Raw genomic sequence first — 25,830 nt, forward strand, 5'->3', positions numbered from 1 at the left:
AGGCTCCGCCTGTTGTCTTGATGACAGGCAGTCTCGGCAGCGGCGGTGAGCAGACGACGAAGTTTGTGAAGCGAGGGTGAAGTCAGCCTGGATCAGGCAGTCAAGGGCTTGCCGGAGCGACGGGTGCGAAGGCCAAGCGCACCCAGACCGGCCAACAGCAAGGCCGCATTCGCCGGCTCGGGCACAGCCGAAACCTCATTGAACACGAAGTAGCCGGAATTGCCGACCGTGTCATGCCCGGCGACCAGGTAGTCAGAGTAATAGCTGCCGTCCGGGTAGAAAGTGAGCTCGAAGGACGAAGACCCGTCCTTGGCACTGAACAGGAAGCCTTGAGTCTCGATGGCGATGGTCGAATTGGCCGCGTCGTACATCACGCCGTCCACCGTGTCGTTGATACGGAAGTCGAGAACGCTGAAGTTGTAGTTCAGGGAGAACGGCGCGGTGGTGGTCATGCTGCCGGAAAAGGTCGCATCGCCATTCACGTCATCGATGGCGACGATGTCGTAGCGGTTGTCGGCGAGCGCCGCTCCGGTACCGGCGAAGAACAGGGTCATGCCTGCGAGGAAGGTGGCAAGTTTCATTGTTGATTTCCTAGGTTGAACTTTTAATGGACCGTGACGAACACCGGGTTCGAATAGAACCAAAGGCTGCTGTAGTTGCGGTCGTTGATCGCATTCAGTCGCGTCGTGTTGTCACCGGTGGCCTTCTGATCGGCCAGCGGCTCGCCGCCGGAGCTCAGCCCCGGCGTGTCTACCGCGAGGTTGGTGCCGCGCAGTCGGAAATACTGGTTCTTGTTCACCTGCAGTTGCACTGTGATCGATGCGTAGCCATCCGCGCCGACCTTCCAGTCGGCCGCCGTGAAACGCTTCAGGACATGCGTGGACGCATTGGTCGCGACGCTGTAGGCAGGCGTACCCGCTGCGGCCTTCGCGGTCACGTCGCCCACGATCAGGTCGACATGGTTGACGACCGGCTTCATGTAGGCGAGCTGGTCCCCGTCCACCGGCTTCAGGTAGTTGTTTGTTTCAGGGCTCTTGAACTTGATGGTGAACTTGACCCGCTCACCCGAGCCGACGTCGATGGTCTGGCCCATGTATGCAGTGCCCGACGAGCCAACGACCCGGAAGTCCAGCGCGTCGATCAGGTCACCGAAGACGCCGAACAAGCGGCCGGCGCGCAGGCTGTCGATCATGCCGGCCGAGCCTGTTGCGGTATCGGGCATCCACAGATAGTTCTTCGAATACTCACCGGGGTAGTAACCGCTGCTGTTGCTGGACGAGTCGATCTTGAAGTGCGAGTCAGAGTCGGCGATGTTCCAGATGTGCCGGCCTTCCCCGAGGAGCGCGTCCCACATGCCACCCACCTTGGCGACCATGGCGTCGACGCCACCGTAGACACGGTTGGGCAGGTTGGCCGACGTGTAGTCGGACGTGTAGCCGCCGCGATCCGGCTCCATTTGGTTGCCGACCATGCCTTCGATCATGAACAGGATGTCCGGCGCGAGGTCGTTCATCTGGCGCAGGTCGTTGACGGTGTACTTGCCAGGGTTGCGCGACGGATGGTTGAGCGTGGCGAAGCTCGTGGTCGGATAGTTGGTCTTCAACCAGCTGAGCGCCGTCAGCGCGTCCGCCGCAGTGCTGTTGGTGCGTGTGACGCCGCGGCTCTTCCAGACGGCCACATCCTGTGAATCGAACTGATCTTCCGCCAGGGTGGTGAATCGATACTGGAACTCGCGGACGCCGCGGGTGGCCGTGTCGAGTGTCGTCGCATTGTCGAACAGGGTCACGCCCACATGGTCGTGTGTCGGCACGTCCCACTCGAAGCCGGAGAAGATCTTCTTGTCGGCATAGGTACCAGCGGACTGCAGCGCCTTGACGTGCTGGATCTCGTAGGACTCCATCGGATAGGCAAAGGCCACCGAACTGGGGAGCTTGTTGCCATTGTTGTCATACGACGAAGCGCGCAGGTGATTGGTCAGCGCCAGCCAGTCCAGCTTGTAGTCGAAGGACTTCTTGAGCAGGAAATCGAGCGTCTGCGTGGTGCGCGAATCATCGGATTCGACCGTGTGGGTATGCAGATCGCCCTTTGTCCATTTGCCAGGCGCATCGGTCGAGATGAGACCCGGAGTTCCTGTGTCAGCAAGAGAAACACTGGCAGAGAAAAGCGTCGCCACTCCGACGACGAGTGACGACAGTTTGAATTTGCTGGGCGCGCGCATGACAGGACCTCATAGAAGATTCGATCCGGCAATGACGCGTTCACATCACAGGCACGTCATGCCGACATAAGGCAAAGCTTTTTCAAAGTGCTTCACGAAGAATCATCGAGTTCAAGAAAGTCTCCTTCATGACGAGCTGACCGCGGCGGCAGACGCATGCCCGCTGTTCGCACATGGGAACGAACTGGTTACTCGCCGATCTCTGCTGGCGAAATGTCCGGGCGGCTCAGAGTTCAAGCACGACGCACAAGCCGGGCTCGGCGCGCTCGAAGCGCAAGCTGCCGCCGTGCAGTTGCGCGATCTGGCGCGTGATGGCCAGGCCGAGTCCCGAGCCCTTGGTCGTCGTGCCCGGGCGGGCGGTGGAGAAGAAGCGCTCGCCCAGGTGCGGCCAGGCGGCCTCGGGCACGCCGGGGCCGTGGTCGCGCAGCGTGAAGACGGCCCTTCCCTCGCGGCGGCAGACGCTCACTTCCAGCGGCGCCTCGGCCGACGCGAAGGCGAGCGCGTTGCCGATCAGGTTGCTCAGCGCGAGCGCCAGCAGCTCGGCATCGCCCTGCACCGTCACCTCTTCGCGCTGCAGCCACTCGGCCCGTGCGCCGGCCAGATCGAGCTGCTGCTGCGCCAGCTCGTCCAGCCGCAAAGGCTGCGGATGCGGCGGGCCGGACCGCATCTCCAGCTTGGCCAGCTCCAGCATCCGCTCGATCAGCGCATGCAGGCGCTCGCTCTGCGCCACCACCTGCGCGGCGAAGCGCTCGCGCTCGGCGCCGGGCAGATCCTCCTGCAACAGCTCGCCGCTGGCGCGGATCGCGGCCAGCGGGCTCTTCAGTTCGTGAGTCAGGGCGCGCACCGTGTGCTCGATGTGCTCGCGGCCATCCAGGCGCTCGCGCATCGCGCCCATCGCGCGGGCCAGGTCGCCCAGTTCGCCGGGCATCGGCGGCACCGCCTCGCGCTGGCCCAGCTGCACGCGCCGCGCATAGTCGCGCAGGCGCCGCACGCTCCACACCAGCCACAAGGTCACCGCCACGCCGATCGCCAGCGACAGCGCCAGCAGCGCCGCACCGGCCCAGAAGATGCGCCGCTGCGCGCGGCCGACGAAGCCCTCCACCGTCACCAGCGGCTTGGCCACGCTGAGCACGCCGATCACGCGTCCGTCCTTCAGCACCGGTGCGGCCACGACCATCACGCCGCTACGGTCGTCGCTCTCCACCTGGCGCGTCAGCCGCGCGCCGTACTCGCCGCGCAGGGTGCGCTGCACGTCGTTCCAGCGCGAATCGTCGCGGCCCACGCCGGCGGGATCGGTGGTGTCCAGCAGCACGCGGCCCTGCGCATTGGTGACGACGACACGCAGGTCGAGCCGGGTCTTGCGCAGGCCCCAGATGCGCGCGTCGATGCTGCGCTGGGCGTAGTCCTGCACCCGTTCGGCGAAGGGCGTGCCGCGCAGGTCGGCGCCGGGCGGCAAGGTGGCCAGCGGATCCGTGGCCAGCTCGGCGAGCAGGTTGGCCGTGTCCACCATCACGTCTTCCATCACCTCGCGCACGCTGGGCTGCACCTCGGCCATGAACACGCGCAGCAGGAAGAAGGCCGTCAGGCCGGTGATGACGAAGAAGCCGAAGAACAGGCGCAGGCCGATCTTCATTCCAGCGAGTAGCCGAGGCCCCGGTGGGTGCGGATCAGTTCCGTCTCGGGCCGCACGGCGCGCAGCTTGGCGCGCAGGGTCTTGATGTGGGTGTCCACCGTGCGGTCGATGCTGTCGGCCTCGCTGCCCCAGACGGCGTCGAGCAACACCTCGCGCGAATGGATGCGCTCGGGCGCGGCGAGCAGGCGCTTCAGCAGGCCCAGCTCGCGGCGCGTCAGGTCCAGCAATTGGCCGTGGAAGCGGATACGCGAGCCTTCGGCCTCGATGACGAAGGGGCTGGCCGCGGGCTGCGGCGCGGCCGGCGCGCGTCGCAGCAGCGCCCGCACCCGCGCCACCAGCTCGCGCGGGCTGAAGGGCTTGGCCAGGTAGTCGTCGGCGCCGAGCTCCAGGCCCAGCACGCGGTCGAACTCCTCGCTGCGCGCGCTCAGCACGATCAGCGGCAGCTGCTGCAACGCGGCGGAGCCGCTGGCGCGGATCTCGCGGCACAGGTCCAGGCCGTTGCCGTCCGGCAGGCCGACGTCCAGGATCAGCAGCGCCGGCAGCCGCTCGGCCAGCGCGGCGCGCGCCTCGTGCAGCCAGGCGCAATGGCGCAGCGCGAAACCTTCCCGCTCAAGTGCGAAGCGCAGGGTCTGCGCGATGGCCGGGTCGTCTTCGAGCAGCAGCAGTTCAGCCAAGGTGCGAGCCCAGCACCGGGAACAGCTTGATCAGCCCGTCGGCCAGCAGTTCCACGGCCAGCGCGGCGAGGATCAGGCCCATCAGCCGGGTCATGATGTTGATGCCCGTCTGGCCCAGCGCGCGGGCGATGCGGCCGGAGGCGCTGAAGACGAGGAAGGTCACGATCGCGACGACCACGCCATAGCCCACCAGCACCGCCAGCTCCCACCAGTGCCGGGTCTTGTCCGCGTAGATGATCATCGTGGAGATCGTCGCCGGGCCGGTCAGCAACGGGATCGTCAGCGGCACCACCGCGATGCTGGCGCCGGCGTCGACCTTGGTGGAGCCTTCGCTGACGTCCTCCTTGCGCGTCTCGGCCGGCTGCGCGTTGAGCATCTGGATCGAGCTGATCAGCAGCAAGGTGCCGCCGCCCACCTGGAAGGAAGCCAGCGAGATGCTGAAGAACTCGATCACCTGCAACCCCGCCAGCGCGCTGATGGCGATGACCAGGAAGGCCGAGAAGCAGGAGACCTGGATCGTCCGCTGCCGCTGCTTGCGGGTGAAGCTGCTGGTGAAGTGGATGAAGAAGGGCACCACGCCGATCGGGTTGACGATGGCCAGCAGCGCGACGAGGGGCTTGTAGATGTCCATCGCGCGATTGTGCTGCCTCGCGCCACCGTCGGCGGCGATGCGCGGATCAGGCTCTACCCGAGCCGGAAGCGTTCCACCGCCTGCTGCAGCCCGCCGGCCTGAGACTCCAGGCTGCCTGCTGCGGCGGCCGCCTGCTCGACAAGCGCGGCGTTCTGCTGCGTCATCTGATCGAGCTGGTGGATCGACTGGTTCACGTCCGCGATGCCCTGGCTCTGCTCCGCCGAGGCGGCGGTGACCTCGCCGATGATGTCCGACACGCGCTGCACGCTGGCCACCAGTTCGCTCATCGTGGCACCAGCGTCCCGCACCAGCCGCGCGCCCGATTCGACGCGACCCACGTTGGTGTTGATCAGCGCCTTGATCTCGCGCGCGGCCTCGGCGCTGCGTTGCGCCAGCGAGCGCACCTCGTTGGCGACGACCGCGAAGCCCCGTCCCTGTTCGCCCGCGCGCGCCGCTTCCACCGCCGCGTTCAGCGCGAGGATGTTGGTCTGGAACGCGATGCTGTCGATCACGCCGGTGATGTCGCCGATCTTGCGCGAGCTGGTGGTGATCTCGTCCATCGTGACCACGACCTGCTCGACCGCCTGCCCACCGCGCTGCGCCACGCTGGCGGCGGAACTGGCCAGCTGATTAGCCTGCTGGGCCGCGTCCGCGCTCTGACGCACCGTCTCGGTCAGCTGCTGCATGTGGGACGAGGTCTGCTCCAGCGAGCCGGCCTGCCGCTCGGTGCGCATCGACAGATCCTGGTTGCCGGCGGCGATCTCGCGGGAGGCCACGGTCATGCTCTCGGTGCCGTTGCGCACGTTGGCGACGATGGCCGCCAGGCCCTGGCCCATGTCGCGCACCGCCGCCAGCAGGCTGGCCTCGGCGCCGGGTGCCACGACGATGGCCTGGGACAGGTTGCCGTCGGCCATCTCCTGCATCACGTCGCGCGCATAGCTGGGCTCGCCGCCGAGCTGGCGCCAGATATTGCTGACCAGCAACCAGGAGCCCAGCGCCAGCACCGCCACCACCACGAAGCCGCTGCCCACCGTCACCCACAGCCCGGCGCTCACGCCCTGCTCGGCAGCGATGAGCCCGGCGTCGAAGCGGCCGCGGGCGTCGGTGCGCATGGCTCCCAGCCGAGCTTCCAGCGCCTGGCGCGCGGCCTGCATCCGCGGCACGGAGCCGGCCTGATCGCCCTGGCGGATGCCCAGGAACAGCTCGGCCGTCTCGACCGAGGCCGCGTAGTAAGTCTCGAAGTCGCGCGCCAGCAGCGTGCCGGCTTCGGCCTTGCCCTCGATGGCCCGGATCTCGACCAGCGTCTTGCGCAACGCAACGGCGTGCTCGGCGGCCTCATCCAGGCGCTTCTTCTCGCCCTCGGCCACGGCGCTCTGCACGGTGGCACCCAGCGTGTCCAGCTCGCTGCCGAAGCGGCCGACGGCATCGAGATACGGGTAGTGGACCTCGCCCACGCTGTGGATCGCCTCCGAGGTGCGGCTGGCAAAGAGCAGCACCACGGCGATGCCGAGGGCGAAGATCACCGCCGCCATGACGGGCAGCAGCAAGATCCGGGTCTTCAGATTCATATGCAGACTCCCCCCGTTCACACAATCAGTCGACGCTCAGGACCACCTTCACCGAGCCATCGACGGCCGATTTGTCGATGTAGCCGATGGCGTCCGGATTGCCGGCCACGAAGCTCTTGACCTCGGCTGCGCTGGCCAGCTCCTTCGGCGGCGTCGCCTTGCCGGAGAACACCAGGCGCGACCAGGCCGCCTTGACCTGCGCCGCCGACTTGCCGGTGACCTTGCTGTAGAAGTGCTCGCGCGCGGCAGCGCTCTCCGGCAGGTCCGCCGCGGCGGCGGCGCCACCGCCGGGCAGCAGGTTGCTCTTGCCGAGGAAGATGGTGGACACCTGGTCCGCCGTCATGTTGCCGATCGGGCTCTTGGCACCGACCACCACCGCCACCTGGGCCTGTGCCGCGGTGCCGGCACCGAGCAGCAGGGCGAGCAGCAGGATTCTTGAGAAGTTCATGGCCGGCCCTTTCAGAACACGAAGTCCACAGCCAGGCTGTAGACATTGACGCGCTTGTCGTCGAAGGCAGCATCGGTGACGTGGAACTGGCCGCCGCCGGTGGGCTTGATGCTGTCCCACTGCGCCTTGACCGCGACGTTGCGCCAGGCATCCCAGCGCACGCCCAGCGCGGCGGTCTTCTGCGGCGTGCTCTGCGCGGCGGTGGTGGCATCGACCACGGCAGCCAGCGGCAGGCTGGCCACCACCACCGAGGGCGGAATGGTGTTGTCGACGTTGCTGTTGTCCGTCTTCTGCTGCGACAAGGTCGCGTAGGGCGTGAACTGGCCGACGCGGTAACCCAGCGTGACGTACCAGCCGGTGGTGTCGGGAATGAAGCTCTGCGTCTTGCGCTTGGTGTATTCGGCGATCGCGATCCAGTCGCCCTGGTCGTAGTTCAGGCCCAGGCCGCTGAAGCTGGCTCGCTTGTCATGGGCATCGAGCTGGTCGCCGACGCCAGCGAAGGGCGTCTGCCGCAGCAGGCCCACCAACTGGTCCAGCGAGGCGCTGCGGACGCTCAGCTTGCCCGTCACATGACCCAGCCTCAGGGTCAGCCCGTCCATCAGCTCGTAAGTGGCGTTGATGCCCAGCATCGAATCGATGTCGACCTTGACGCGACCGACCTTCGAGGAACTGTGGCCCGCCAGCCCCTGCAGGGTCAGCGTCCTGCCGCCCAGACTGGTCTGCCAGGTGAGGTCGCCGCCATCGAAGTGGCTGATCGGCACCTGGCCATAGACATCGATCGGCGGGCGCAGCCAGGTATTGGCATAGCCGACATCGCGAACGTCGGACACCGCGAACAGCGGCGCGCCCATGCGCCCGAGCCGCAGGGCCAGGCCCGGCGTGGCCTGCATCTTCGCGAAGGCCCATTCGACACCGGGCGTGAAGCGGCCCTCGCCGTCCTGCTTGCTCAGCACCTGGACGGTGGCCGAGAACATGCTGTTGAACTTGGCGCCGAGCTGGACGCCGAGCTTGCTGTCGACCTCGCCGCTCCACGACTTGTCAGCGCCCCGGACCTGGCCGGGGATCAGGTATTGCGCGCCGTCCCCGTCGGTGCCCACGACACCGAGGGTGCCGAACCCCGATAGCGAGAAGATCTGATCCGCCTTCTGCTGCGCCTGCGCAGCCAGGGAACAGAACACCAGGGTCGCCAACACGACCGCCTTGCGCTTGCCGTTCATGTTTCCTCCTCCTCGTCAAAGGCTGAAGCCGTTCTATCGGCCTTCACGACGGGATACAAATGCAAACATTTCTTGCAAGAGGAATTGGCGACATTTGCCCGAAGAATTAGGGGGTCAGGTCATGCCGCGTCGGCAAGCGCGCGCAAATAGTCCAACCCCGCTGCGGCCCGCGGGCCATACCAGCTGAGAAGCTCGCCATCGACCAACTGCACCCGGGCCTGCGGGCACAGCTGCTGCGCCAGCGGGAGATGGCCGGCATCGAAGCGATAGGGCTCGGAGCTGAGCAGCACGCGCTCGATACCACCCAGCCAGGGCTCGTCGCCGACCAGCGCCGGATAGCGCGCCGCGCCGGCATCGCCGCCATGGACCTCGGGCCAGGTCTGCCAGCCGACCTCGACCAGCATGCGCGAGATGTAGGTATCGCGTGCGACCGTCATCCAGGGTTCGCGCCAGATCAGGTAGAGCACCCGCTCGCCCGGCCAGGCCTGCTGGCGGCAGCGCCCCAGCGCCAGCACCAGTTCGACGGCCAGGGTTTCGCAGCGGCTGGCAAGACCTGGCACCGCGGCGCCGAAGTGCTCGCGCATCTGCGCCAGCAGCTGCAGGTTGTCCTGCGGGCCTTGCGGATGGGTGACGATGATCTCGGGAACGAACTCGCGCAGCGCCTGCACCGTCTCCAGCCGGTTCTCGTCCACGTTGACGATCACATGGGTCGGCGCCAGCGAACGCAGCTTGGCGATGTTCACGTCCTTGGTGCCGCCGACCTTGGGCACGTCGGCCAGCGCTGCGGCCGGGTGAATGCAGAAGCCGGTGCGCGCGACCAGGTGTTCACGCAGGCCCAGGGCGACCAGCAGCTCGGTGATGCTGGGCACGAGGCTCGCGATGCGGAGGGTCAACTGATGTCGTCCTCGCCCTGCAGCGCCAGATAGACGGCGCAGCAGCCGCGCAGGTAGATCAGCGTCGGCAGCACCAGGGCCAGCGCAAACACCACGCCGCCGCCCACTAGCGCCGCCATGCCCAGCGGCGTAGCCGCCACCGGCGCACCGCTGGCGCCGAGGCTGCGCAGCCCGTAACCGAACAGGCCGGCCATCAGCTGCTGCGCCGGCACGTCGATGCCCAGCAGCAGCACCGACAGCAGCGCCATCGCCCGGCCGCCGCTGATGACGACGAAGCTGATCGCCGCCGTCACGGCGCCGCTGAGCAGCAGCACGATGACCATCAGCGCCGCGGCCTCCAGCAGGCCATGACGCGCCTGGTGCCACAGCATGGCGACCGTATGCCGCGCGCTGCGCCCTGACCAGATGGACGGTCCCACCAGCGGCCCGACCAGCACGACGGTGCAAAAGCTCATCAGCCCCAGCATCAAGACGCCCAGCGGCACCAGCAGTCCGAACAGCGCCGGGCCGACCCAGGGCAGCCGCACGGCATATAACAGCGCCAGCAGCGCGGCAATCGCGCCAGCGGCGGGTATCAATACCATCAGCAGGCACAGCAAAACACGGTGCGCGCCGAGCAGCGCGTCGACGAAGGCGTCCACCACATCGCGCACCGGCCGGCCGAGGGCCTGATCCATCAGCAGCAGGCCGGTGGCATTGACGCCGAAGAAGGCGGCAGCCAGCGCCAGGCCCGCCCAGATCGCGCCGCGCAGGTTGTCGTCGCGCGCCAGCGCCGACTCGGCGGAGGCCAGCAGCAAGCCGGCGAAGCAGAAAGCCGTCAGAAGGGCATACAGTGCGCGACCGTTGCGCGCGGCATCGAGGCTGGCCAGCACGCGGTTCAGCGCCGGAAGCGAGAGGTTTCGGGCCATAGGGCGCCGATCATAGAGAAGCCACGGGCACGGCGATTGCTAACACCAAAGATGCACTGACAGGCGCGCCGGCGTGGCGCGGAAGTTGAAGAGCGCGGGTTTCTCCGGGTTTTTGCTAACGCGCAAAAAACAACAACTTCCGTGCGGCCAGTGCGCATGGCGGGAACCTTCACCCCATAATCGATCGCCTGTGTTCGGACGCCGCGCCTTCGCTTGAATGGTTCACGATGGGTTGAAGCTCCACATGGTTTCTAGGTATTGAAAGGGCTTCCCCATGGGAAACAAGCTTTACGTGGGCAATCTGGCCTACAGCGTGCGTGACGAATCTCTGCAAGAGTCGTTCTCTCAGTTCGGCACGGTGACCTCCGCAAAGGTGATGATGGACCGCGACACCGGTCGCTCCAAGGGCTTCGGCTTCGTGGAAATGGGTTCGGACGCCGAAGCGCAAGCAGCGATCAACGGCATGAATGGCCAGCCTCTGGAAGGCCGCGCCATCGTCGTGAACGAAGCGCGCCCCCGTGAAGACCGTCCGGGCGGCTTCCGCTCCGGCGGTGGTGGCGGCGGCTTCGGTGGTGGCGGCCGCTCGGGTGGCGGTGGCTACGGCGGCGGCAGCGGTGGCGGCAGCTACGGTGGTGGCGGCGGTTACGGCGGCGGCGGTGGTGGCGGCTACGGTGGTGGCGGCGGTGGCCGTTCCGGCGGTGGCGGCGGCTACGGTGGCGGCGGCCGCTCCGGCGGTGGCGGCTACGGCGGTGGTGGCGGTGGCTACGGCGGCGGTGGCCGTTCGGGCGGCGGCTACTGAGCTTCGCTCACTGTGTGAAAAGGCACTTCCGAGTGCCTCTCGCGAAAAGGCACCTTCGGGTGCCTTTCTCTTTTTCTGCGCCGCTCTTTTACTCAGCCGCCCGCTGCTTGCGCGCACGGCCGACCAGCGCACGGTCGAAGACGAAGTTCGGCAACGCACGCATGATCTTCGCGATGACACCCATCTGCCATGGGATCACCCGGTAGCTGACGCCCCGCTCGATGGCGGCGAAGGCCCGGTCGGCAAATTCCTCCGGTTGCAGCAGGAAGGGCATGCCGTAGCGGTTCTTCTCGGTCAGCGGCGTGGCCACGTAGCCCGGGGCGATGGTCACCACCTTGACGCCCTGCGGCCGGCATTCGCCACGCAGGCTCTCGCAGTAGCTGATCACGGCCGCCTTGCTGGAGCAGTAGGCCGCATGCCCCGGCAGGCCGCGGATGCCGGCCACGCTGGCGATGCCCACCAGCGTGCCGCTGCGGCGCTCGTTCATCGGCGTGATGAAGGGCTGGAAGGTGGCGGCCAGGCCGAGGTTGTTGGTCGCGTAGATGCGCTGCATCACGGCCAGGTCTTCATAGAAGGCGCTGTCGATGCCGATGCTGATGCCCGCGTTGGCGATGACGACGTCGGGCAGGCCCTGGGCCTCGATGCAGGCACGGCCGGTCGCAGTGATGGCCGCCACGTCGCAGACGTCGGCGGCGTAGATCGCGCAGCGGTCCGAACTGAGCTGCTGCGCCTGCGCCCAGGCGCGCAGCTCGGCGTCGCGGCGCGCCACCAGCGCCAGCCGCCAGCCGGCGCGATAGTAGCGCAGCGCCAGCGCCTGCCCGATCCCGCTGGAGGCGCCGGTGATGTAGACGAGCCCCGCGCTCATGGCTGCGCCTTGGCTGCGCCGGTCGCACGGTGTGCGGCCTTGCCGTTCGGGGCCGTCTCGAAGCGTCCGGTCGTGCGGCCGCTGTAGCTGACCATCCCGTGGAGATGGTCGTACAGGAAGGTCTGCGCCTGCAGCTGTGCGCCGCCGCCGTAGTCGATCGTCACCGGCAGGTGGGAGCGCAGCTGCGCGGCGTCCGACAGCGCCTGCAGATACTCGCCGCGCACGACCAGTTCCGGCGTCGGCAGCGGCTCGCCCGTGGTGTCGACAGCGAAGCGCTGCACGACGACGTCGCCGTACAGCTGCATGTCGCTGCCGTCGCCGTTGGTCACGCCGCGGTGCGCGGTGGCCAAGGTGATGCTGCCGTCCTCGCTGATCGCGCGCAGCCTGACGCTGTCGATCTCCATCGTGTCCGTGTCGGGATAGTGGCGCAGTTCGTTGCCCTCGACGCGGCCGCGCAGGCGGCCGTCCTTGCCGATGCGCTCCAGCGAGAAGTTGTGCATCCGGTAGTCCGGATCGTGGCGCGGCGGCGGCAGCTCGACCACCTCGTCGGCCGCCGGCGTGTTCTTCACCAGCCACCAGGTGCCGCCGGCCAGCGCGGCCATCAGCAGCAGCGGCAGGTAGGCGGACAGCAGGCTCTGCAGCCGCCAGATCCACGGCACGGCGGGGCGCGAACGGGTGGCGGCCTGCGGCGGCGCGAGCGTCGCCATCAGCGCGCGTCCTCGCCGCTGCCGTCCAGCGTGTTCAGATGGCCGTTGAGCAGCTGCGCGTAGCGCCCGCAGGCGAGCAGCAGCAGGTCGCAGCATTCGCGCGCCGCGCCGTGGCCGCCAGCGGCCTGGGTCACGTAGTGCGCGCGGGCCTTGGCCTCGGCATGCGCATGGGCCGGTGCGCAGGCAAAGCCGGCGCGCACCATCAGCGGCAGATCCGGCCAGTCGTCACCCATCGCCGCGACCTCGGGCCACTGCAGGCCCAGTTGGTCGAGCAGCGGCTGGGCCACGGCCAGCTTGTCCTTGGCGCCGTAGACGGCATGCTTCAGGCCCAGGTCCGCGACACGACGGCGCACGGCCGGCGAATCGCGGCCGGTGATGATGATCGGCACGATGCCTGCCTGGTCCAGCAGCTTCAGGCCCTGGCCGTCGAGCGTCGAGAAGGCTTTGAAGCCCTCTCCGGACTCGCCGATGTAGATGCGGCCGTCGGTCAGCACACCGTCGACGTCGAAGATCGCGGCCTTCATGCCCAGGCCACTGCCCTGGGCCTTCAGCAGCAGTTCGGGCGGAAAACTCAGTGCGGGAGCAAGCATCGGGTCAGATCACCTTCGCACGCATCAGGTCGTTGATCGTGACAGCACCCAGCAGGCGCTGCGCGCCGTCGACAACCAGCACGACGGTGATGCGAGCCGATTCCATCAGGTCCGCCGCGTCGACGGCCAAGGCCGTATCGACGATGGTGCGGGGCTTGGCGTGCATCACGTCGGCGGCGGTCAGGCCGCGCAAGTCGCAGTCGCCGCGCTCGATCAGCCGGCGCAGGTCACCGTCGGTGAAGATGCCCCGCACGACGTCGTCGGCATCGACGACGACCGCTACACCCAAACCCTTGGCCGACATGATGCGCATCATCTCGGTGAAGGGCATCGCGGGCGCCACGCGCGGCAGCTCGTCGCCACTGCGCATCAGGTCGCGCACATGGGTCAGCAGCTTGCGGCCCAGCGCGCCGCCAGGGTGCGAGCGGGCGAAGTCCTCGGGCTTGAAGCCGCGCGCATCGAGCAGGGCCACGGCCAGCGCATCGCCCAGCGCCATCTGCGCGGTGGTCGAGGCAGTGGGCGCCAGCTGCAGCGGGCAGGCCTCCTCGGCAACGGCGCTGTCCAGCACGATGGTGGCGTGGCCCGCCAGGCTCGATTCGGCCCGGCCGGTCATCGCGATGATGGGCACGCCCAGGCGCTTGAGCACCGGCAGGATCGCGTTCAGCTCGTCGCTCTCGCCGGAGTTGGACAGCGCCAGCACGATGTCCTGCTGGGTCACCATGCCCAGATCGCCGTGGCTGGCCTCGGCCGGGTGGACGAACAGTGCCGGCGTGCCGGTGCTCGCCAGGGTGGCGGCGATCTTGCGGCCGACGTGGCCGCTCTTGCCCATGCCCATCACGGCCACGCGGCCCTTGCAGGCGAGGATGATCTCGATGGCCGCGACGAAGGCATCGCCCAGGCGCGGCCCCAGCTCGCTGACGGCCCGCGCCTCGATGCGCAAGGCCTCGCGCGCGACGTCCAGCGCCCGCGCGGCAGTGGTGGTTTCACTCATCCGGGGAGTGTAACTTTCAGGTCCAAGCGGGGGCCGGACCGGATAGCATCGCGCCCCACCATGCCCCTGTTCACCCCTTTGTTCCGTCGCGACCTCACCGTCGCCTTCGTCGCCCTGCTCCTGCTGCTCGCCTGGGATGCCAGCGACCTGGATCTGCTGCTGGTCCGCCACTGGGCCGATGCCGGCGGCTTCCCCTGGAAGGAACGCTGGATCACCGCGCGCGTGCTGCACGAAGGCGGCCGGGCCTTCGCCTGGGTCGTCGCGGCGGTGCTGCTGGTCAATGTGAAGTGGCCCTTGTGGCGCGAGCAGACCCGGCGCGAGCGGATCTGGTGGATCTGCACCACCTTCGCCTGCGTGATCGTGATCCCGCTGATCAAGCGCAGCAGCAGCACCAGCTGCCCCTGGGACCTGGCCGAGTTCGGCGGCACCGCGCAGCACGTCTCGCACTGGGCTTTCGGCGTGCTGGACGGCGGGCCGGGCAAGTGCTTCCCGTCCGGCCACGCCAGCTCGGCCTTCGCTTTCCTGAGCGGCTGGTTCGCGCTGCGCCGGGCCTACCCGCGCGGCGCGCGGTGGTGGCTGGCGGGGGTGATCGTCGCCGGCGCGGTGTTCGGTTTCGTGCAGATGATCCGCGGCGCCCACTACGCGAGCCACACGATGTGGACGGCCTGGGTCTGCTGGATGGTCTGCACGCTCGCCGCGCGCTGGCTGCTGGACGGCAAGCGCGCATAAAAAAGGGCGCCCGAAGGCGCCCAGCGAGGAGATCGGGTCGAAACGCGGATCAGGCGGATCAGGGATAGAGGCCGCGCTCTTCGCGCGCCTGCAGCACCCGCGTGCAAGCCACGGTGAATGCCGCCGTCCGCAGCGAGATCTTGTGCTGCTCGGACGTGTCCCAGATGTTCTTGAACGCGCCGGTGATGATCTTGTCGAGGCGGACGTTGATCTCGTCCTCGGTCCAGAAGAAGCTCGAGAAGTCCTGCACCCACTCAAAGTAGGACACGGTCACGCCGCCCGAGTTGGCGATCACGTCCGGGACGATCACGATGCCGCGGTCGGCCAGCACGGCCTCGCCGTCCGGCGTGGTCGGGCCGTTGGCGCCTTCCAGCACTAGGCGGGTCTGGATGCGGGCGGCACGCTCGCCGGTGACTTGGCCTTCCAGCGCGGCCGGGATCAGCACGTCGCTCTTCACATCCCAAAAGTTCTCGTTGGCGATCGCGTCGCCGCCGCTGAAGCCGGCCACGCCGCTGGTCAGTGCCACGTGGTCCAGCAGGTTCTGCATGTCGAAGCCGTGTTCGTTCAGCAGCGTGCCGGTGTGGTCCTGCACGGCCACGACCTTGGCGCCGTTGGCGGCGAACAGCTTGGCGGCGATCGAGCCGACGTTGCCGAAGCCCTGCACCGCGATGCGGGCGCCTTCCATCGAGATGTTCAGCCGGCGCATCGCCTCGCGGCCGATCACGAACACGCCGCGGCCGGTGGCGGCCACGCGGCCCAGCGAGCCGCCCAGCGGGATCGGCTTGCCGGTGACGACGCCGGTCGCCGTGGCGCCGGTGTTCATCGAATAGGTGTCCATCATCCAGGCCATGATCTGGCCGTTGGTGTTGACGTCGGGCGCCGGGATGTCCTGCTGCGGGCCGATGATGATGCCGATCTCGCTGGTGTACCGGCGCGTAACCTTCTCCAGTTCCTTCAGCGACAAGGTCTTCGGATCGAGCCGGATGCCGCCCTTGGCGCCGCCGTAGGGCAGGTTCACCGCGGCGTTCTTGATCGTCATCCAGGCCGACAGCGCCATCACTTCTTCCAGCGTGACGTCGGGGTGGTAGCGCACGCCGCCCTTGCCGGGACCGCGGGTCAGGCTGTGCTGGACGCGGTAGCCCTCATAGTGGGCGATGGTGCCGTTGTCGAGTTCGATCGGGATGTCGACGATCAGTGCGCGCTTGGGTCGGCGCAGCGTCTCGACCCAGCGTGCCAGGTGTCCCAGGTAGGGGACAACGGCGTCGATCTGGGACAGGTAGGTGCCCCAGGGACTGTTGCGCGAGGGTGAAACGAACGAGAGATTGGACATGTAATGCTCCGTAACTTTTCTGTGGGGCGGACGTTACGCCAACGCCGTGCCCGCCGCCAGCCTCCTCAAAGCCGAGTGGACATTCCGTCATGCGGCTTGTGCATAGGGCTGGCGGACCTGCTACCGCCGGCATGAGTCCATGCCCATCTGGCAGCGCCAAGTAACATCGTCTGCATGACGGCCCCGCTCGATCTCGCCCTGCTCTATCTCGTCGCCGCCGTGCTGGGCGTGGTCGTCTGCCGCACCTTGAAGCTGCCGCCGATGCTGGGCTACCTGGCCGTCGGCGTGCTGATCGGGCCGAACGCCCTGGCCCTGGCCCGCGATTCGGCCAGCGTCAGCTACCTGGCCGAGTTCGGCGTCGTGTTCCTGATGTTCGCGATCGGCCTGGAGTTCAACCTGCCCAAGCTCAAGAGCATGCGCACGGCCGTGTTCGGCCTGGGCCTGCTGCAGGTGCTGCTGACGGTGGCGGGCGCGGTGGTGGGGCATTTCGCCTGTGCCGCACTGTTCGGCTGGCTGGGCTGGCCCTGGCTGCTGTCCTGGCAGGGCGCGCTGGTGCTGGGCGCGGCGATGGCGATGAGCAGCACGGCGATCGTCGTCAAGATGATGGCCGAGCGGCTGGAGCTGGAGAGCGAGCACGGCCGCCAGGTGATGGGCGTGCTGCTGTTCCAGGATCTGGCCGTGGTGCCGCTGCTGGTGATGATCCCTGCACTGAACAGCACCGGTGGCGAGATGGCCGTGTCACTCGGCTGGGCGGCGCTGAAGGCCGTCGTGCTGTTGGGCCTGCTGCTGGTCGGGGGCCAGGTCTTGATGCGCTGGTGGCTGACCCTGGTGGCGCGGCGCAAGAGCGACGAGCTGTTCATGCTGAACCTGCTGTTCGTCACCCTGGGGCTGGCCTGGCTGACCGAACACGCCGGCCTGTCGCTGGCGCTGGGCGCCTTCGTGGCCGGCATGCTGATCGCGGAAACGGAGTTCAAGCATCAGGTGGAGGCCGACATCCGGCCCTTCCACGACGTGCTGCTGGGCCTGTTCTTCATCACCATCGGCATGAAGCTGGACTGGCACCCGCTGCTGCACCAGTGGCCGCTGGTGATCGTGCTGAGCGTCGTGCCGACGCTGATCAAGTTCGCGCTGATCACGGCGCTGGGCAAGCTGTTCAAGGCGCCAACCGGCGTTGCGCTGCGCACGGGTCTCTACCTGGCCCAGGCGGGCGAGTTCGGCTTCGTGCTGCTGACCCTGGGCACCGAGCACAGCCTCGTGGCCGAGCAGTGGATCAGCCCGGTGCTGGCCAGCATGGTGCTGTCGATGCTGGCCTCGCCCTTCCTGATCATGTACAGCAACCGCATCGTGATGAAGCTGTCCAGCAGCGACTGGATGCTGCAGTCGCTGCAACTGACGACGATCGCGAAGAAGGCGATCAAGGCCGACGCCCACGTGATCATCTGCGGCTACGGGCGCAGCGGCCAGAACCTGGCGCGGCTGCTGGAGGGCGAAGGCATCCCCTACATGGCGCTGGACCTGGACCCCGACCGCGTGCGCCAGGCCGCCGCGGCGGGCCAGAACGTCGTCTTCGGCGATGCGGCGCGGCTGCAGAGCCTGATGGCCGCCGGCCTGGCGCGGGCCAGTGCCGTCGTCGTCAGCTATCACGACACGCCCTCGGCGCTAAAGATCCTGCACCTGGTGCAGCAGCATGCAAAGCAGGTGCCGGTCGTTGTGCGCACGATCGACGACAGCGACCTGGAGAAGCTGCGCGCAGCCGGCGCCACCGAGGTCGTGCCCGAGGCGATCGAGGGCTCGCTGATGCTGGCCAGCCACGCGCTGGTGCTGGTCGGCGTGCCGATGCGCCGCGTGATCCGGCTGGTGCGCGACGCGCGGGACGCACGCTACGGCCTGCTGCGCGGCTACTTCCACGGCGCCGACGACGACAGCGTCGAGGAGCGCCTACACGCCCGGCTGGCCTCGATCACCTTGCCGATGACGAGCCCGCACGCGGGCCAGCCGCTCGGCAAGCTGGACCTCGGCACCTTGGAGGTGACCGTGGCTTCGGTGCGACGCGCGGAGGGGGCAGTCGTCGTTCGAAGTGATGAAACGCTGATTCTGCATGGCGGTGACACTCTGGTCCTGTCCGGCGTGCCGGCGGCGCTGGTGCTCGCGGAGGAGCGCCTGTTACTTGCGTGACAGGCAGCGACCCGGCCCTGCGCCACACTGGCCGGACCGATCCGCGACCACCGATGACGACGACAGGAGACGCTGCATGAATTTCGACTACAGCCCGAAGGTGGAGCAGCTGCGCGAGCGCCTGCTCGCCTTCATGGACCAGCACATCTACCCGAACGAGGCGCGCTACCACGCCGAGATCGAGGCCAATCGCCAGGCCGGCAACGCCTGGGTGCCCAGCAAGGTGATCGAGGAGCTGAAGCCGCTGGCACGCAAGGCCGGCCTGTGGAACCTGTTCCTGCCCCGCTCCACCCGCGCGCCGGAGGGCCTGTCGAACCTGGAATACGCACCGCTGTGCGAGATCATGGGCCGCCTGCACTGGGCGCCCGAGGTCTTCAACTGCTCGGCCCCCGACACCGGCAATATGGAAACGATCGAGCGCTACGGCAGCGAGGCGCTGAAGGACCGCTGGCTCGAACCGCTGTTGCGCGGCGAGATCCGCTCGGCCTTCCTGATGACCGAGCCGGACGTGGCCTCGTCGGACGCCACCAACATCCAGTGCCGCATCGAGCGCGACGGCGACGACTACGTGATCAACGGCACCAAGTGGTGGTCCAGCGGCGCCGGCGATCCGCGCTGCGCCGTCTACATCGTGATGGGCAAGACCAATCCGGAAGCGGGCCGGCACGAGCAGCAGTCGATGGTGATGGTGCCGGCGAACACGCCGGGCATCACCGTGAAGCGCTTCCTCTCGGTCTTCGGCTACGACGACGCGCCGCACGGCCACATGGAGATCGAGCTGAAGAACGTGCGCGTGCCGGTGGGCAACATCCTGCTGGGCGAGGGCCGCGGCTTCGAGATCGCACAGGGCCGCCTGGGCCCCGGCCGCATCCACCACTGCATGCGCTCGATCGGCGCGGCCGAGCGCGCGCTGGAGTTGATGTGCGCGCGGGCGCTGGCGCGCACCGCCTTCGGCAAGACGGTGGCGCAGCAGACGGTCACGCAGGAGCGCATCGCCGAGGCGCGCTGCAGCATCGAGCAGGCACGCCTCTTGACGCTGAAGGCCGCCTACATGATGGACACCGTCGGCAACAAGGTCGCCAAGGCCGAGATCGCGATGATCAAGATCGTCGCGCCGACGATGGCGCTGCGGGTGATCGACTGGGCGATCCAGGTCTTCGGCGGCATGGGCGTCTCGCAGGACACGCCGCTGGCCTCGATGTGGGCGCACCAGCGCACGCTGCGCCTGGCCGACGGCCCGGACGAGGTGCACCGCAACTCGCTGGCCAAGTTGGAGCTGGCCAAGCACATGAAGCTGCCCGGTGGTGTCGAGGTGCAGATGCCGATCACGCGCGGCGGCTGAGGCGGCCTGGCGCTCGGTTTGAGCGTTAGCATCCCCGGACCTAAAAATTCAAGGGCCGGGGACCATGCCACAGAGCGAAGCAACGAAGAAGTGGTGCGACGAGGCCAGGCGCCTCGTCAAGCTGGCCGCCAGCGAGCGCGTCGCCGGTGAGAAAGCGCTGGAAAAGGCGCAGGTCGACCGTCACAAGGAACTGACGGACCGGTTCGCGGCGCTGACGTCGATGGTGGACTTGAATCCGGCGCTGGTTCAGCAGCTGGACCACGAGCTCACACTCGCGCGCAGCATGATCCACGTCGGCAATTTCGGGCCGGCCGCCGAGGCCTTGCAGGCTTTCGACGAGCAGCTCGCCGCCACCGCCGCCACCCACAAGGCCAACGCCCGCGCCGCGGTCCAGAAGGCCAGCCGCATCGCCGAGGAAGAGCGCCAGAGCCTCAAGCATTTCATGGCGGATAAACTGGCCCAGGCCGGTGGCGGCCAGCCCAGCGCCGCGGCGCTGAAGGAAATGCGCCGCCTGGCGGATCTCGAATTCAAGCGCGACGCCACGCAGGCCGATCTGCTGAAGCAGGCCGGTGCGCTGCAGCTGGACCTGCCGCCGCCACCCGCCCGCACGGCTTTCGCCGACAACGCCACCGAGGCCGCCCGCCTGTGGACCGAGGACATCTGCAGGCTCGCCTTCCAGACCTACACCTGGTTCCAGTTCAAGGACTTCCGCAAGCAGGCGCCGAACGCGCGCATCAAGGTCGGCGCACTGACCCAGGAGCAGTCGCAGATCACCGACGACGTGATGTGGCGCCTCTACCAGTACCGGCGCCATGTCGTCGACGAGCTGGTGGCGACGCTGAATCGCACCTATCCGGGCCAGCTGCTGTTCTCCAGCAACGGCAGCGAGGACATCGAGTCGGACCTGGACATCACCGTCGCATCGCCGAATTCGGGCGTGGATGTGGAGGCGATGAGCTGGTTCAACACGCAGATCAAGTCGCGCTTCGGCCGCCCGCCGGGCCGCGTCTTCGACACCAACCTCTATGCCCGCGACTACAACGCGATCAAGTCCGACAACCTGAGCAAGAAGGACGGCGACGCCCCGCCCGTGCCGGCCGACCATGCCATTGCCGAACCCGGCGGCGAGATGCAGAAGATGGCCAACATCGACCAGGACGTGGCCACGCTGATGAAGCAGCGCCGCTTCATGGACGCGGACGCCTTCGAGGACATGTGGCTGGAGCTGTGCAACAGCATGCCCGTGGAGCAGCAGGCGACCGTGCGACAGCGCTTCGAGGAGGCGGAAGACGCCTACCTGATGACCTCGCTGGAGAAGATCGACGCGATCGAGAAGCAGGTGAGCCAGGCCATCGCAGCCTTCGACGGCGCGAAGTACGCCACCGTCTATGGCGAGGACGCGGCCGCCGCCAAGCGGCAGGCCATTGCGGGCTTCCACGCGCTTGCGCAGCGCATGGCCGATGCACGCGCGGCCGCATCCGGCCCCGACAGCACGCAGGCGCTCAAGGTGCTGCAGCGCCTGCAGGACGAGTACCTCGACTTCATGGAGCAGAACTTCGAGGACGAGACCATGGAGGCCACCGACGCGCTCTACGCCAAGCGCATGGCCGACCTGCGCAACGACCAGTTGCTGATCCAGGCCAGGGAGCTGTCGCTCGCCGGCGCGAGCAATCTCAGCGCCAAGGACCGCGCCAAGATCGAGGTGGAGCTGGCCAGCGCCAAGGCACGAGCCAAGCAGGCGCAGTTCACCAACATCGTGTTCGCCAACGAGGCCTACGTCAGCCAGGGCGCGATCACGCACGTGGTGTCCGGCAAGCAGGCCGGCGATGCCTCGGTGCTGGCCGCCATCCCGCCGGCCGCGCTGGTGCAGTCCAGCAACGAGCAACTGGCCGACTTCCTGAAGGACATGAAGCACATGGAGCACGGCGCGGCCGAGGCCGAGGGCGACACCAAGCGTCGCCAGGCCAACGGCGAGGCCTTCGTCCATGCCTCCAAGTACCTGGCGCGGATGCTCGAAGCCGTGGCGATGCTGGAGGACAAGTACACGAACCAGCTCAGCGGCAAGGGCGAGGACGCCGAAAAGCAGCTGCGCGCGCTGAAGGAGCCGGCCTACCCGCTGGTCAGTGCCGCGGGCGCAACATCGCCGAAAGCCTTGCAGACCATCGTCGAAGGCCACTTGCTGAAGCTGCGCAAGTCTTCGACGGTGCCCGGCGATGTCAAGGCCGAGCTGGCGGTGGCCGAGTCCTTGAAGCTCTTCGGCGCCGGCGATATCGCGGCGCTGCGGGCCAAGATCCAGGCCTTCTGCACCGAGTTCAACCGGCGCGTGCGCAGCATGGCGGATTTCCAGCAGTCGCAGGCGGCCGACGAGACCGCGTTCCGGCAGTACTTCGACCCGGCGTATGAGCCCCCGCGAAGCTGACGAACTGAATAAGATCGGGCCATGAGCATGAGCCCGGTCGACTACATCAAGAGCCACATCCGCACCGTGTCCGACTGGCCCGCGCCAGGCGTGCAGTTCCGCGACATCACCCCCCTGCTGGCCGACCCGCGCGTGTTCCGCGTGCTGATCGACCAGTTCGTGCACCGCTACTTCGACGCACGACCCTCGGCCATCGCCGGCCTGGACGCGCGCGGTTTCATCATCGGTTCGGTGCTGGCCTACGAGCTGAACATCGGCTTCGTGCCGATCCGCAAGAAGGGCAAGCTGCCGTTCACGACGGTCGAGGAAACCTACGAGCTGGAGTACGGCAACGCCACGGTGGAAATGCACACCGATGCGGTGAAGCCGGGCGACCGCGTCGTGCTGATCGACGACCTGATCGCCACCGGCGGCACCATGGGCGCCGGCGCGCGGCTGCTGCAGCGCCTGGGCGCCGAGGTGATCGAGGGCGCGGCCATCGTCGACCTGCCGGAACTGGGCGGCTCGGCGCGGTTGAAGGCGAGTGGCCTGCCGCTGTTCACGCTGGTCGATTTCGAAGGGCACTGAACGATCATGGCCAAGCTCCCGCCCCGCCTCAGCCCGGAAGAGAAGAAGCGCGTCATCGCTACCGCCTGGACGGACCTGCCGCCCTACCTGCAAATACAGAACGACCACGCGATCAGCCCCGCCGAGCTGAACGCGCTGATGAAACGGGAGCTGACCCCGAGCGCCTACAAGGAATGGGCGGCACGGGGCAAAAACACGAAGCCGGCGACGAAGTCGACCTGGCCCCACGGGCGCTGACATACTCGACGGAGGTCGAAGCCGCCCAAGAAGCATTGCCAGCTGCAACCTGATTCAATCTGAGAGGGGATTCGAAATGGGGGTCGGAATTACCGAAGAGATGCCAACGGTGCTGGTCGTGGACGACACCGTCGACAACCTTCAATTCATGAGCGGGATCCTTCAGGGCCTCTACAAGGTCAAGGTGGCGAACAGCGGGGAGCGCGCGCTGAAGATCCTGGAGCGCGGGCCCTTGCCCGACGTGATCCTGCTGGACGTCATCATGACGGGGATCGATGGCTATGAGGTCTGCAAGCAGCTGAAGGCCAATCCCGTGACGGCCGCCATCCCGGTCATCTTCCTGACGGCACGCAGCGACGTGGAGGACGAGACCCGCGGCTTCGAGAGCGGCGCGGTCGACTACATCACCAAGCCCTTCATCGCGGCGGTGGTGCTGGCGAGAGTCAAGGCGCAGCTGGGGTTGAAGCGCGTCTCGGATTTCCTGCGCGACCAGAACGGCTTCCTGGAGCAGGAAGTGGAGCGGCGCACGCGCGAGGTATCCGCGATCCAGGACGTCACCATCATGGCCATGGCCTCCCTGTCGGAGACCCGCGACAACGAGACCGGCAACCACATCCGCCGCACCCAGCACTACGTGCGCGCGCTGGCGATCCAGCTCCAGAAGGACCCGCGTTTCGCTCGCGAACTCGGCGACAACACCATCACGATGCTGTTCAAGTCGGCCCCCTTGCACGACATCGGCAAGGTCGGCATCGCCGACAACATCCTCCTGAAGCCCGGCCGGCTGACGCCGGAAGAGTTCGAGGTGATGAAGACCCACACGACCTTGGGACGCGATTCCATCCAGCATGCGGAAGACTCGCTCGGGCTGGAGGTGGAGTTCCTCAAGCTCGCCAAGGAAATCGCCTACTCGCACCAGGAGAAGTGGGACGGCAGCGGCTACCCGCAGAGCCTGCGAGGGCTGGACATCCCGCTGTCGGCCCGGCTGATGGCCATCGCCGATGTGTACGACGCGCTGATCAGCGTGCGCGTCTACAAGCCCGCGATGAGCCACGAAGACGCGGTGGAGCTGATCGTGAAGGGCAGCGGCAGCCATTTCGACCCGGACCTGGTCGAAGCCTTCGTGGCGATCAAGGACGAGTTCCGGGCCATTGCACGAAAGTTCTCGGACGACGAGCACGCACACGGCTCCTGAACAACTGACCCGATGGAGCAGCCCGCAACGCCCGCGGTGCCTCCGCAGGCTGACGAAGAACTAGGCCGGCTGATGCAGCACCTGCCGATCGGCGTCGTGCTGGTCAGCGAGGGCAGGATGCTGCGCGCCAATGCCAAGTTCGCGCAGATCTTCGGCTTCGTCGATGCGGGGTCCGCCGTGGGCCAGGACAGCCTGTGCCTCTATGAGGACGAGGCCGAGCTGCAACGGATCGGCACGGAAGTGGCGCGCTCCTTCGCCGTCGACGAGGTCTACAGCGGCGAGTGGAGCGCCCGCCGCCAGGACGGCAGCAGCTTCCAGGCCCGCGCACGGGCCCGCGCGGTGCCGATGGCCGGCGTCCACCCGACCACGCTCTGGATGATCGAGGACGAGGCGGAGATCGGCCTCGCGCAGCAGGCGCGGCAGGAGAACGAGAGCTACAGCCGCATGTTCCAGCAGTCGCACATCGCGATCTCGATCTACGACCCTTCCACCGACTGCTATGTGGACTGCAACGAGGCGGCACGCCGGCTCTACGGCTTCGAGCGGGCCGAGGACGTGCGTGGACGCACCGTGCTCGAGCTCTCGGCGCCGATGCAGGAGCACGGCCCCACGGCGAAGGTGCTGGGCAGCGGCCGGCGCAACCTGCTGGGCAGCGGCAAGGAATCGCCCAGCTTCGAATGGCGCCACCGCCGGCCCGACGGCACGGACTGGTGGGCGGAATGCCGCGGCACCACCTTTCGCTACCGCGGCAAGACGCTGATCCAGTTCACGCTGATCGACATCACCGCGGCCAAGGAGGCGCGCCGCCGCGTGGACGAGATGGCGGTGTTCCTGCAGGCCATGATCGACCGCATGCCCAACATGGTGTACTACAAGGGGCCGGACACGCGCTTCCTGGGCTGCAACGAGGCCTTCGAACAGAATTTCGGCGTCTCGCGCACGACCTACCTGGGCCGGCGCAGCGACGAGCTGGAGTTCCTGCCGCCCCGCTGGCGCGCGGCCCTGCAGGCGCAGGAAGACCGCCTCGTCGCACAAGGCGGCTCCGAGCAGAAGGAGATGCAGCTGCAGTACGCCGACGGCACGACCCACCATGTGCTGACCTCGGTGAGCGGCTTCCGCCGGCCCGATGGCACGCCGGGCGGCCTGGTCTGCGTGATGGTGGACGTGGGCCCGCTGAAGGCGGCCGAGGAAGCGATGCGCCAGGCCAAACGCGTGGCGGAGGACTCCGCGCAAGCGAAGTCGATGTTCCTGGCGAACATGAGCCACGAGATCCGCACACCGATGAACGCGATCATCGGCTTGTCGATGCTGGCACTGCGCACGGAGCTGAACCCACGCCAGCGCGACTACGTCGCCAAGGTCCACAACGCCGGCACGGCGCTCTTGGGGATCATCAACGACATCCTGGACTTCTCCAAGGTCGAGGCCGGCAAGCTGGACATCGAGGCCACGCCCTTCCGCCTGGACGAGGTGCTGGACAACGTGGCCGCGCTGCTGGCCCAGAAGGCCGGCGACAAGGGCCTGGAGCTGCTGTTCGACACCGCACGCGACGTGCCCGTGGCCCTGATCGGCGACTCGCTGCGCATCGGCCAGATCATCACCAACCTGGTCAGCAACTCGGTCAAGTTCACCGAGCGCGGCCAGGTGGTGATCTCGGTGCGCCTGCTCAAGCGTGCGGGCGAGCCTGGGGGCGA

Annotated in this window: 24 protein-coding genes; 9 read left to right on the forward strand and 15 right to left on the reverse strand. The window is 67.6% G+C overall.

The window, feature by feature from the left end; genetic code table 11:
- Positions 1 to 92: 92 nt before the first annotated feature.
- The 10 genes from SNE35_RS04075 to SNE35_RS04120 all read right to left on the reverse strand — a co-directional run bounded on the left by SNE35_RS04075 (position 93) and on the right by SNE35_RS04120 (position 10,190).
- Positions 93 to 581: a PEP-CTERM sorting domain-containing protein gene (locus SNE35_RS04075; RefSeq protein WP_320421562.1), complete on the reverse strand. Its 489-nt coding sequence runs from the start codon at positions 579 to 581 to the stop codon at positions 93 to 95.
- 23 nt (positions 582 to 604) lie between these two features.
- A complete protein-coding gene (locus SNE35_RS04080) occupies positions 605 to 2,173 on the reverse strand; it encodes an S-layer protein (protein ID WP_320421563.1) in 1,569 nt (522 codons plus the stop codon).
- 271 nt (positions 2,174 to 2,444) lie between these two features.
- A complete protein-coding gene (gene creC, locus SNE35_RS04085) occupies positions 2,445 to 3,851 on the reverse strand; it encodes a two-component system sensor histidine kinase CreC (protein WP_320421564.1) in 1,407 nt (468 codons plus the stop codon).
- Positions 3,848 to 4,525, reverse strand: a complete 678-nt coding sequence (gene creB, locus SNE35_RS04090) for a two-component system response regulator CreB (protein ID WP_320421565.1) — start codon at positions 4,523 to 4,525, stop codon at positions 3,848 to 3,850. Before creB ends, creC begins: the two co-directional genes overlap by 4 nt.
- Positions 4,518 to 5,156: a MarC family protein gene (locus SNE35_RS04095; protein ID WP_320421566.1), complete on the reverse strand. Its 639-nt coding sequence runs from the start codon at positions 5,154 to 5,156 to the stop codon at positions 4,518 to 4,520. Before SNE35_RS04095 ends, creB begins: the two co-directional genes overlap by 8 nt.
- Before the next feature lie 53 nt (positions 5,157 to 5,209).
- On the reverse strand, positions 5,210 to 6,724 hold the full coding sequence (locus SNE35_RS04100; RefSeq protein WP_320421567.1) for a methyl-accepting chemotaxis protein: 1,515 nt from the start codon (positions 6,722 to 6,724) through the stop codon (positions 5,210 to 5,212).
- Positions 6,725 to 6,749: 25 nt separating this feature from the next.
- Positions 6,750 to 7,172, reverse strand: a complete 423-nt coding sequence (locus SNE35_RS04105; protein WP_320421568.1) for a type 2 periplasmic-binding domain-containing protein — start codon at positions 7,170 to 7,172, stop codon at positions 6,750 to 6,752.
- Between the two features lie 11 nt (positions 7,173 to 7,183).
- Positions 7,184 to 8,389: a porin gene (locus SNE35_RS04110; protein ID WP_320421569.1), complete on the reverse strand. Its 1,206-nt coding sequence runs from the start codon at positions 8,387 to 8,389 to the stop codon at positions 7,184 to 7,186.
- Positions 8,390 to 8,508: 119 nt separating this feature from the next.
- Complete coding sequence (locus SNE35_RS04115; RefSeq protein WP_320421570.1) at positions 8,509 to 9,282, reverse strand: helical backbone metal receptor; 774 nt, start codon at positions 9,280 to 9,282, stop codon at positions 8,509 to 8,511.
- On the reverse strand, positions 9,279 to 10,190 hold the full coding sequence (locus SNE35_RS04120) for a hypothetical protein (RefSeq protein WP_320421571.1): 912 nt from the start codon (positions 10,188 to 10,190) through the stop codon (positions 9,279 to 9,281). The genes SNE35_RS04115 and SNE35_RS04120 overlap by 4 nt, the downstream gene beginning before the upstream one ends.
- 274 nt (positions 10,191 to 10,464) lie before the next feature.
- Between SNE35_RS04120 and rbp the strand changes: the two genes are divergently transcribed.
- Complete coding sequence (gene rbp, locus SNE35_RS04125; protein ID WP_320421572.1) at positions 10,465 to 10,989, forward strand: RNA-binding regulator; 525 nt, start codon at positions 10,465 to 10,467, stop codon at positions 10,987 to 10,989.
- Positions 10,990 to 11,077: 88 nt separating this feature from the next.
- On the opposite strand, the gene SNE35_RS04130 is transcribed toward rbp, so the two are convergent.
- The 4 genes from SNE35_RS04130 to SNE35_RS04145 are packed head-to-tail and all read right to left on the reverse strand — an operon-like array spanning position 11,078 to position 14,142.
- Positions 11,078 to 11,854, reverse strand: coding sequence for an SDR family oxidoreductase (locus tag SNE35_RS04130; protein ID WP_320421573.1), 777 nt, complete (start codon positions 11,852 to 11,854; stop codon positions 11,078 to 11,080).
- On the reverse strand, positions 11,851 to 12,561 hold the full coding sequence (gene lptC, locus SNE35_RS04135; RefSeq protein WP_320421574.1) for an LPS export ABC transporter periplasmic protein LptC: 711 nt from the start codon (positions 12,559 to 12,561) through the stop codon (positions 11,851 to 11,853). Before lptC ends, SNE35_RS04130 begins: the two co-directional genes overlap by 4 nt.
- Positions 12,561 to 13,151 carry a KdsC family phosphatase gene (locus SNE35_RS04140; protein WP_320421575.1) on the reverse strand — a complete coding sequence of 197 codons (591 nt, stop codon included), beginning with the start codon at positions 13,149 to 13,151 and terminating at the stop codon, positions 12,561 to 12,563. Before SNE35_RS04140 ends, lptC begins: the two co-directional genes overlap by 1 nt.
- A 4-nt stretch (positions 13,152 to 13,155) precedes the next feature.
- Positions 13,156 to 14,142, reverse strand: a complete 987-nt coding sequence (locus tag SNE35_RS04145) for a KpsF/GutQ family sugar-phosphate isomerase (RefSeq protein ID WP_320421576.1) — start codon at positions 14,140 to 14,142, stop codon at positions 13,156 to 13,158.
- A 60-nt stretch (positions 14,143 to 14,202) separates the two neighbouring features.
- On the opposite strand from SNE35_RS04145, the gene SNE35_RS04150 reads away from it, so the two are divergent.
- Positions 14,203 to 14,871, forward strand: a complete 669-nt coding sequence (locus SNE35_RS04150; RefSeq protein ID WP_320421577.1) for a phosphatase PAP2 family protein — start codon at positions 14,203 to 14,205, stop codon at positions 14,869 to 14,871.
- Between the two features lie 58 nt (positions 14,872 to 14,929).
- On the opposite strand, the gene SNE35_RS04155 is transcribed toward SNE35_RS04150, so the two are convergent.
- Positions 14,930 to 16,201: a Glu/Leu/Phe/Val family dehydrogenase gene (locus tag SNE35_RS04155; protein WP_320421578.1), complete on the reverse strand. Its 1,272-nt coding sequence runs from the start codon at positions 16,199 to 16,201 to the stop codon at positions 14,930 to 14,932.
- Between the two features lie 174 nt (positions 16,202 to 16,375).
- Between SNE35_RS04155 and SNE35_RS04160 the strand changes: the two genes are divergently transcribed.
- From SNE35_RS04160 to SNE35_RS04190, 7 genes are all read left to right on the forward strand, one after another.
- The gene (locus SNE35_RS04160) at positions 16,376 to 18,376 is read left to right on the forward strand and encodes a monovalent cation:proton antiporter family protein (protein ID WP_320421579.1); all 2,001 of its coding nucleotides are present in this window, start codon (positions 16,376 to 16,378) and stop codon (positions 18,374 to 18,376) included.
- Positions 18,377 to 18,452: 76 nt separating this feature from the next.
- A complete protein-coding gene (locus tag SNE35_RS04165) occupies positions 18,453 to 19,718 on the forward strand; it encodes an acyl-CoA dehydrogenase family protein (protein WP_320421580.1) in 1,266 nt (421 codons plus the stop codon).
- 64 nt (positions 19,719 to 19,782) lie between these two features.
- Positions 19,783 to 22,137 (forward strand): hypothetical protein, encoded by a 2,355-nt coding sequence (locus SNE35_RS04170; protein ID WP_320421581.1) that lies wholly within the window; start codon positions 19,783 to 19,785, stop codon positions 22,135 to 22,137.
- Between the two features lie 27 nt (positions 22,138 to 22,164).
- Positions 22,165 to 22,704: an adenine phosphoribosyltransferase gene (locus tag SNE35_RS04175; RefSeq protein ID WP_431312707.1), complete on the forward strand. Its 540-nt coding sequence runs from the start codon at positions 22,165 to 22,167 to the stop codon at positions 22,702 to 22,704.
- A 6-nt stretch (positions 22,705 to 22,710) separates the two neighbouring features.
- The gene (locus SNE35_RS04180; protein WP_320421583.1) at positions 22,711 to 22,941 is read left to right on the forward strand and encodes a DUF2805 domain-containing protein; all 231 of its coding nucleotides are present in this window, start codon (positions 22,711 to 22,713) and stop codon (positions 22,939 to 22,941) included.
- A gap of 76 nt (positions 22,942 to 23,017) precedes the next feature.
- Positions 23,018 to 24,136: a response regulator gene (locus SNE35_RS04185; RefSeq protein WP_320421584.1), complete on the forward strand. Its 1,119-nt coding sequence runs from the start codon at positions 23,018 to 23,020 to the stop codon at positions 24,134 to 24,136.
- 12 nt (positions 24,137 to 24,148) lie between these two features.
- Positions 24,149 to 25,830 (forward strand): PAS domain S-box protein (locus SNE35_RS04190; protein WP_320421585.1); only part of this gene is annotated, 1,682 nt, incomplete at its 3' end.

This window comes from Roseateles agri, from assembly GCF_034043675.1.
Taxonomy (GTDB): Bacteria; Pseudomonadota; Gammaproteobacteria; order Burkholderiales; family Burkholderiaceae_C; genus KK5.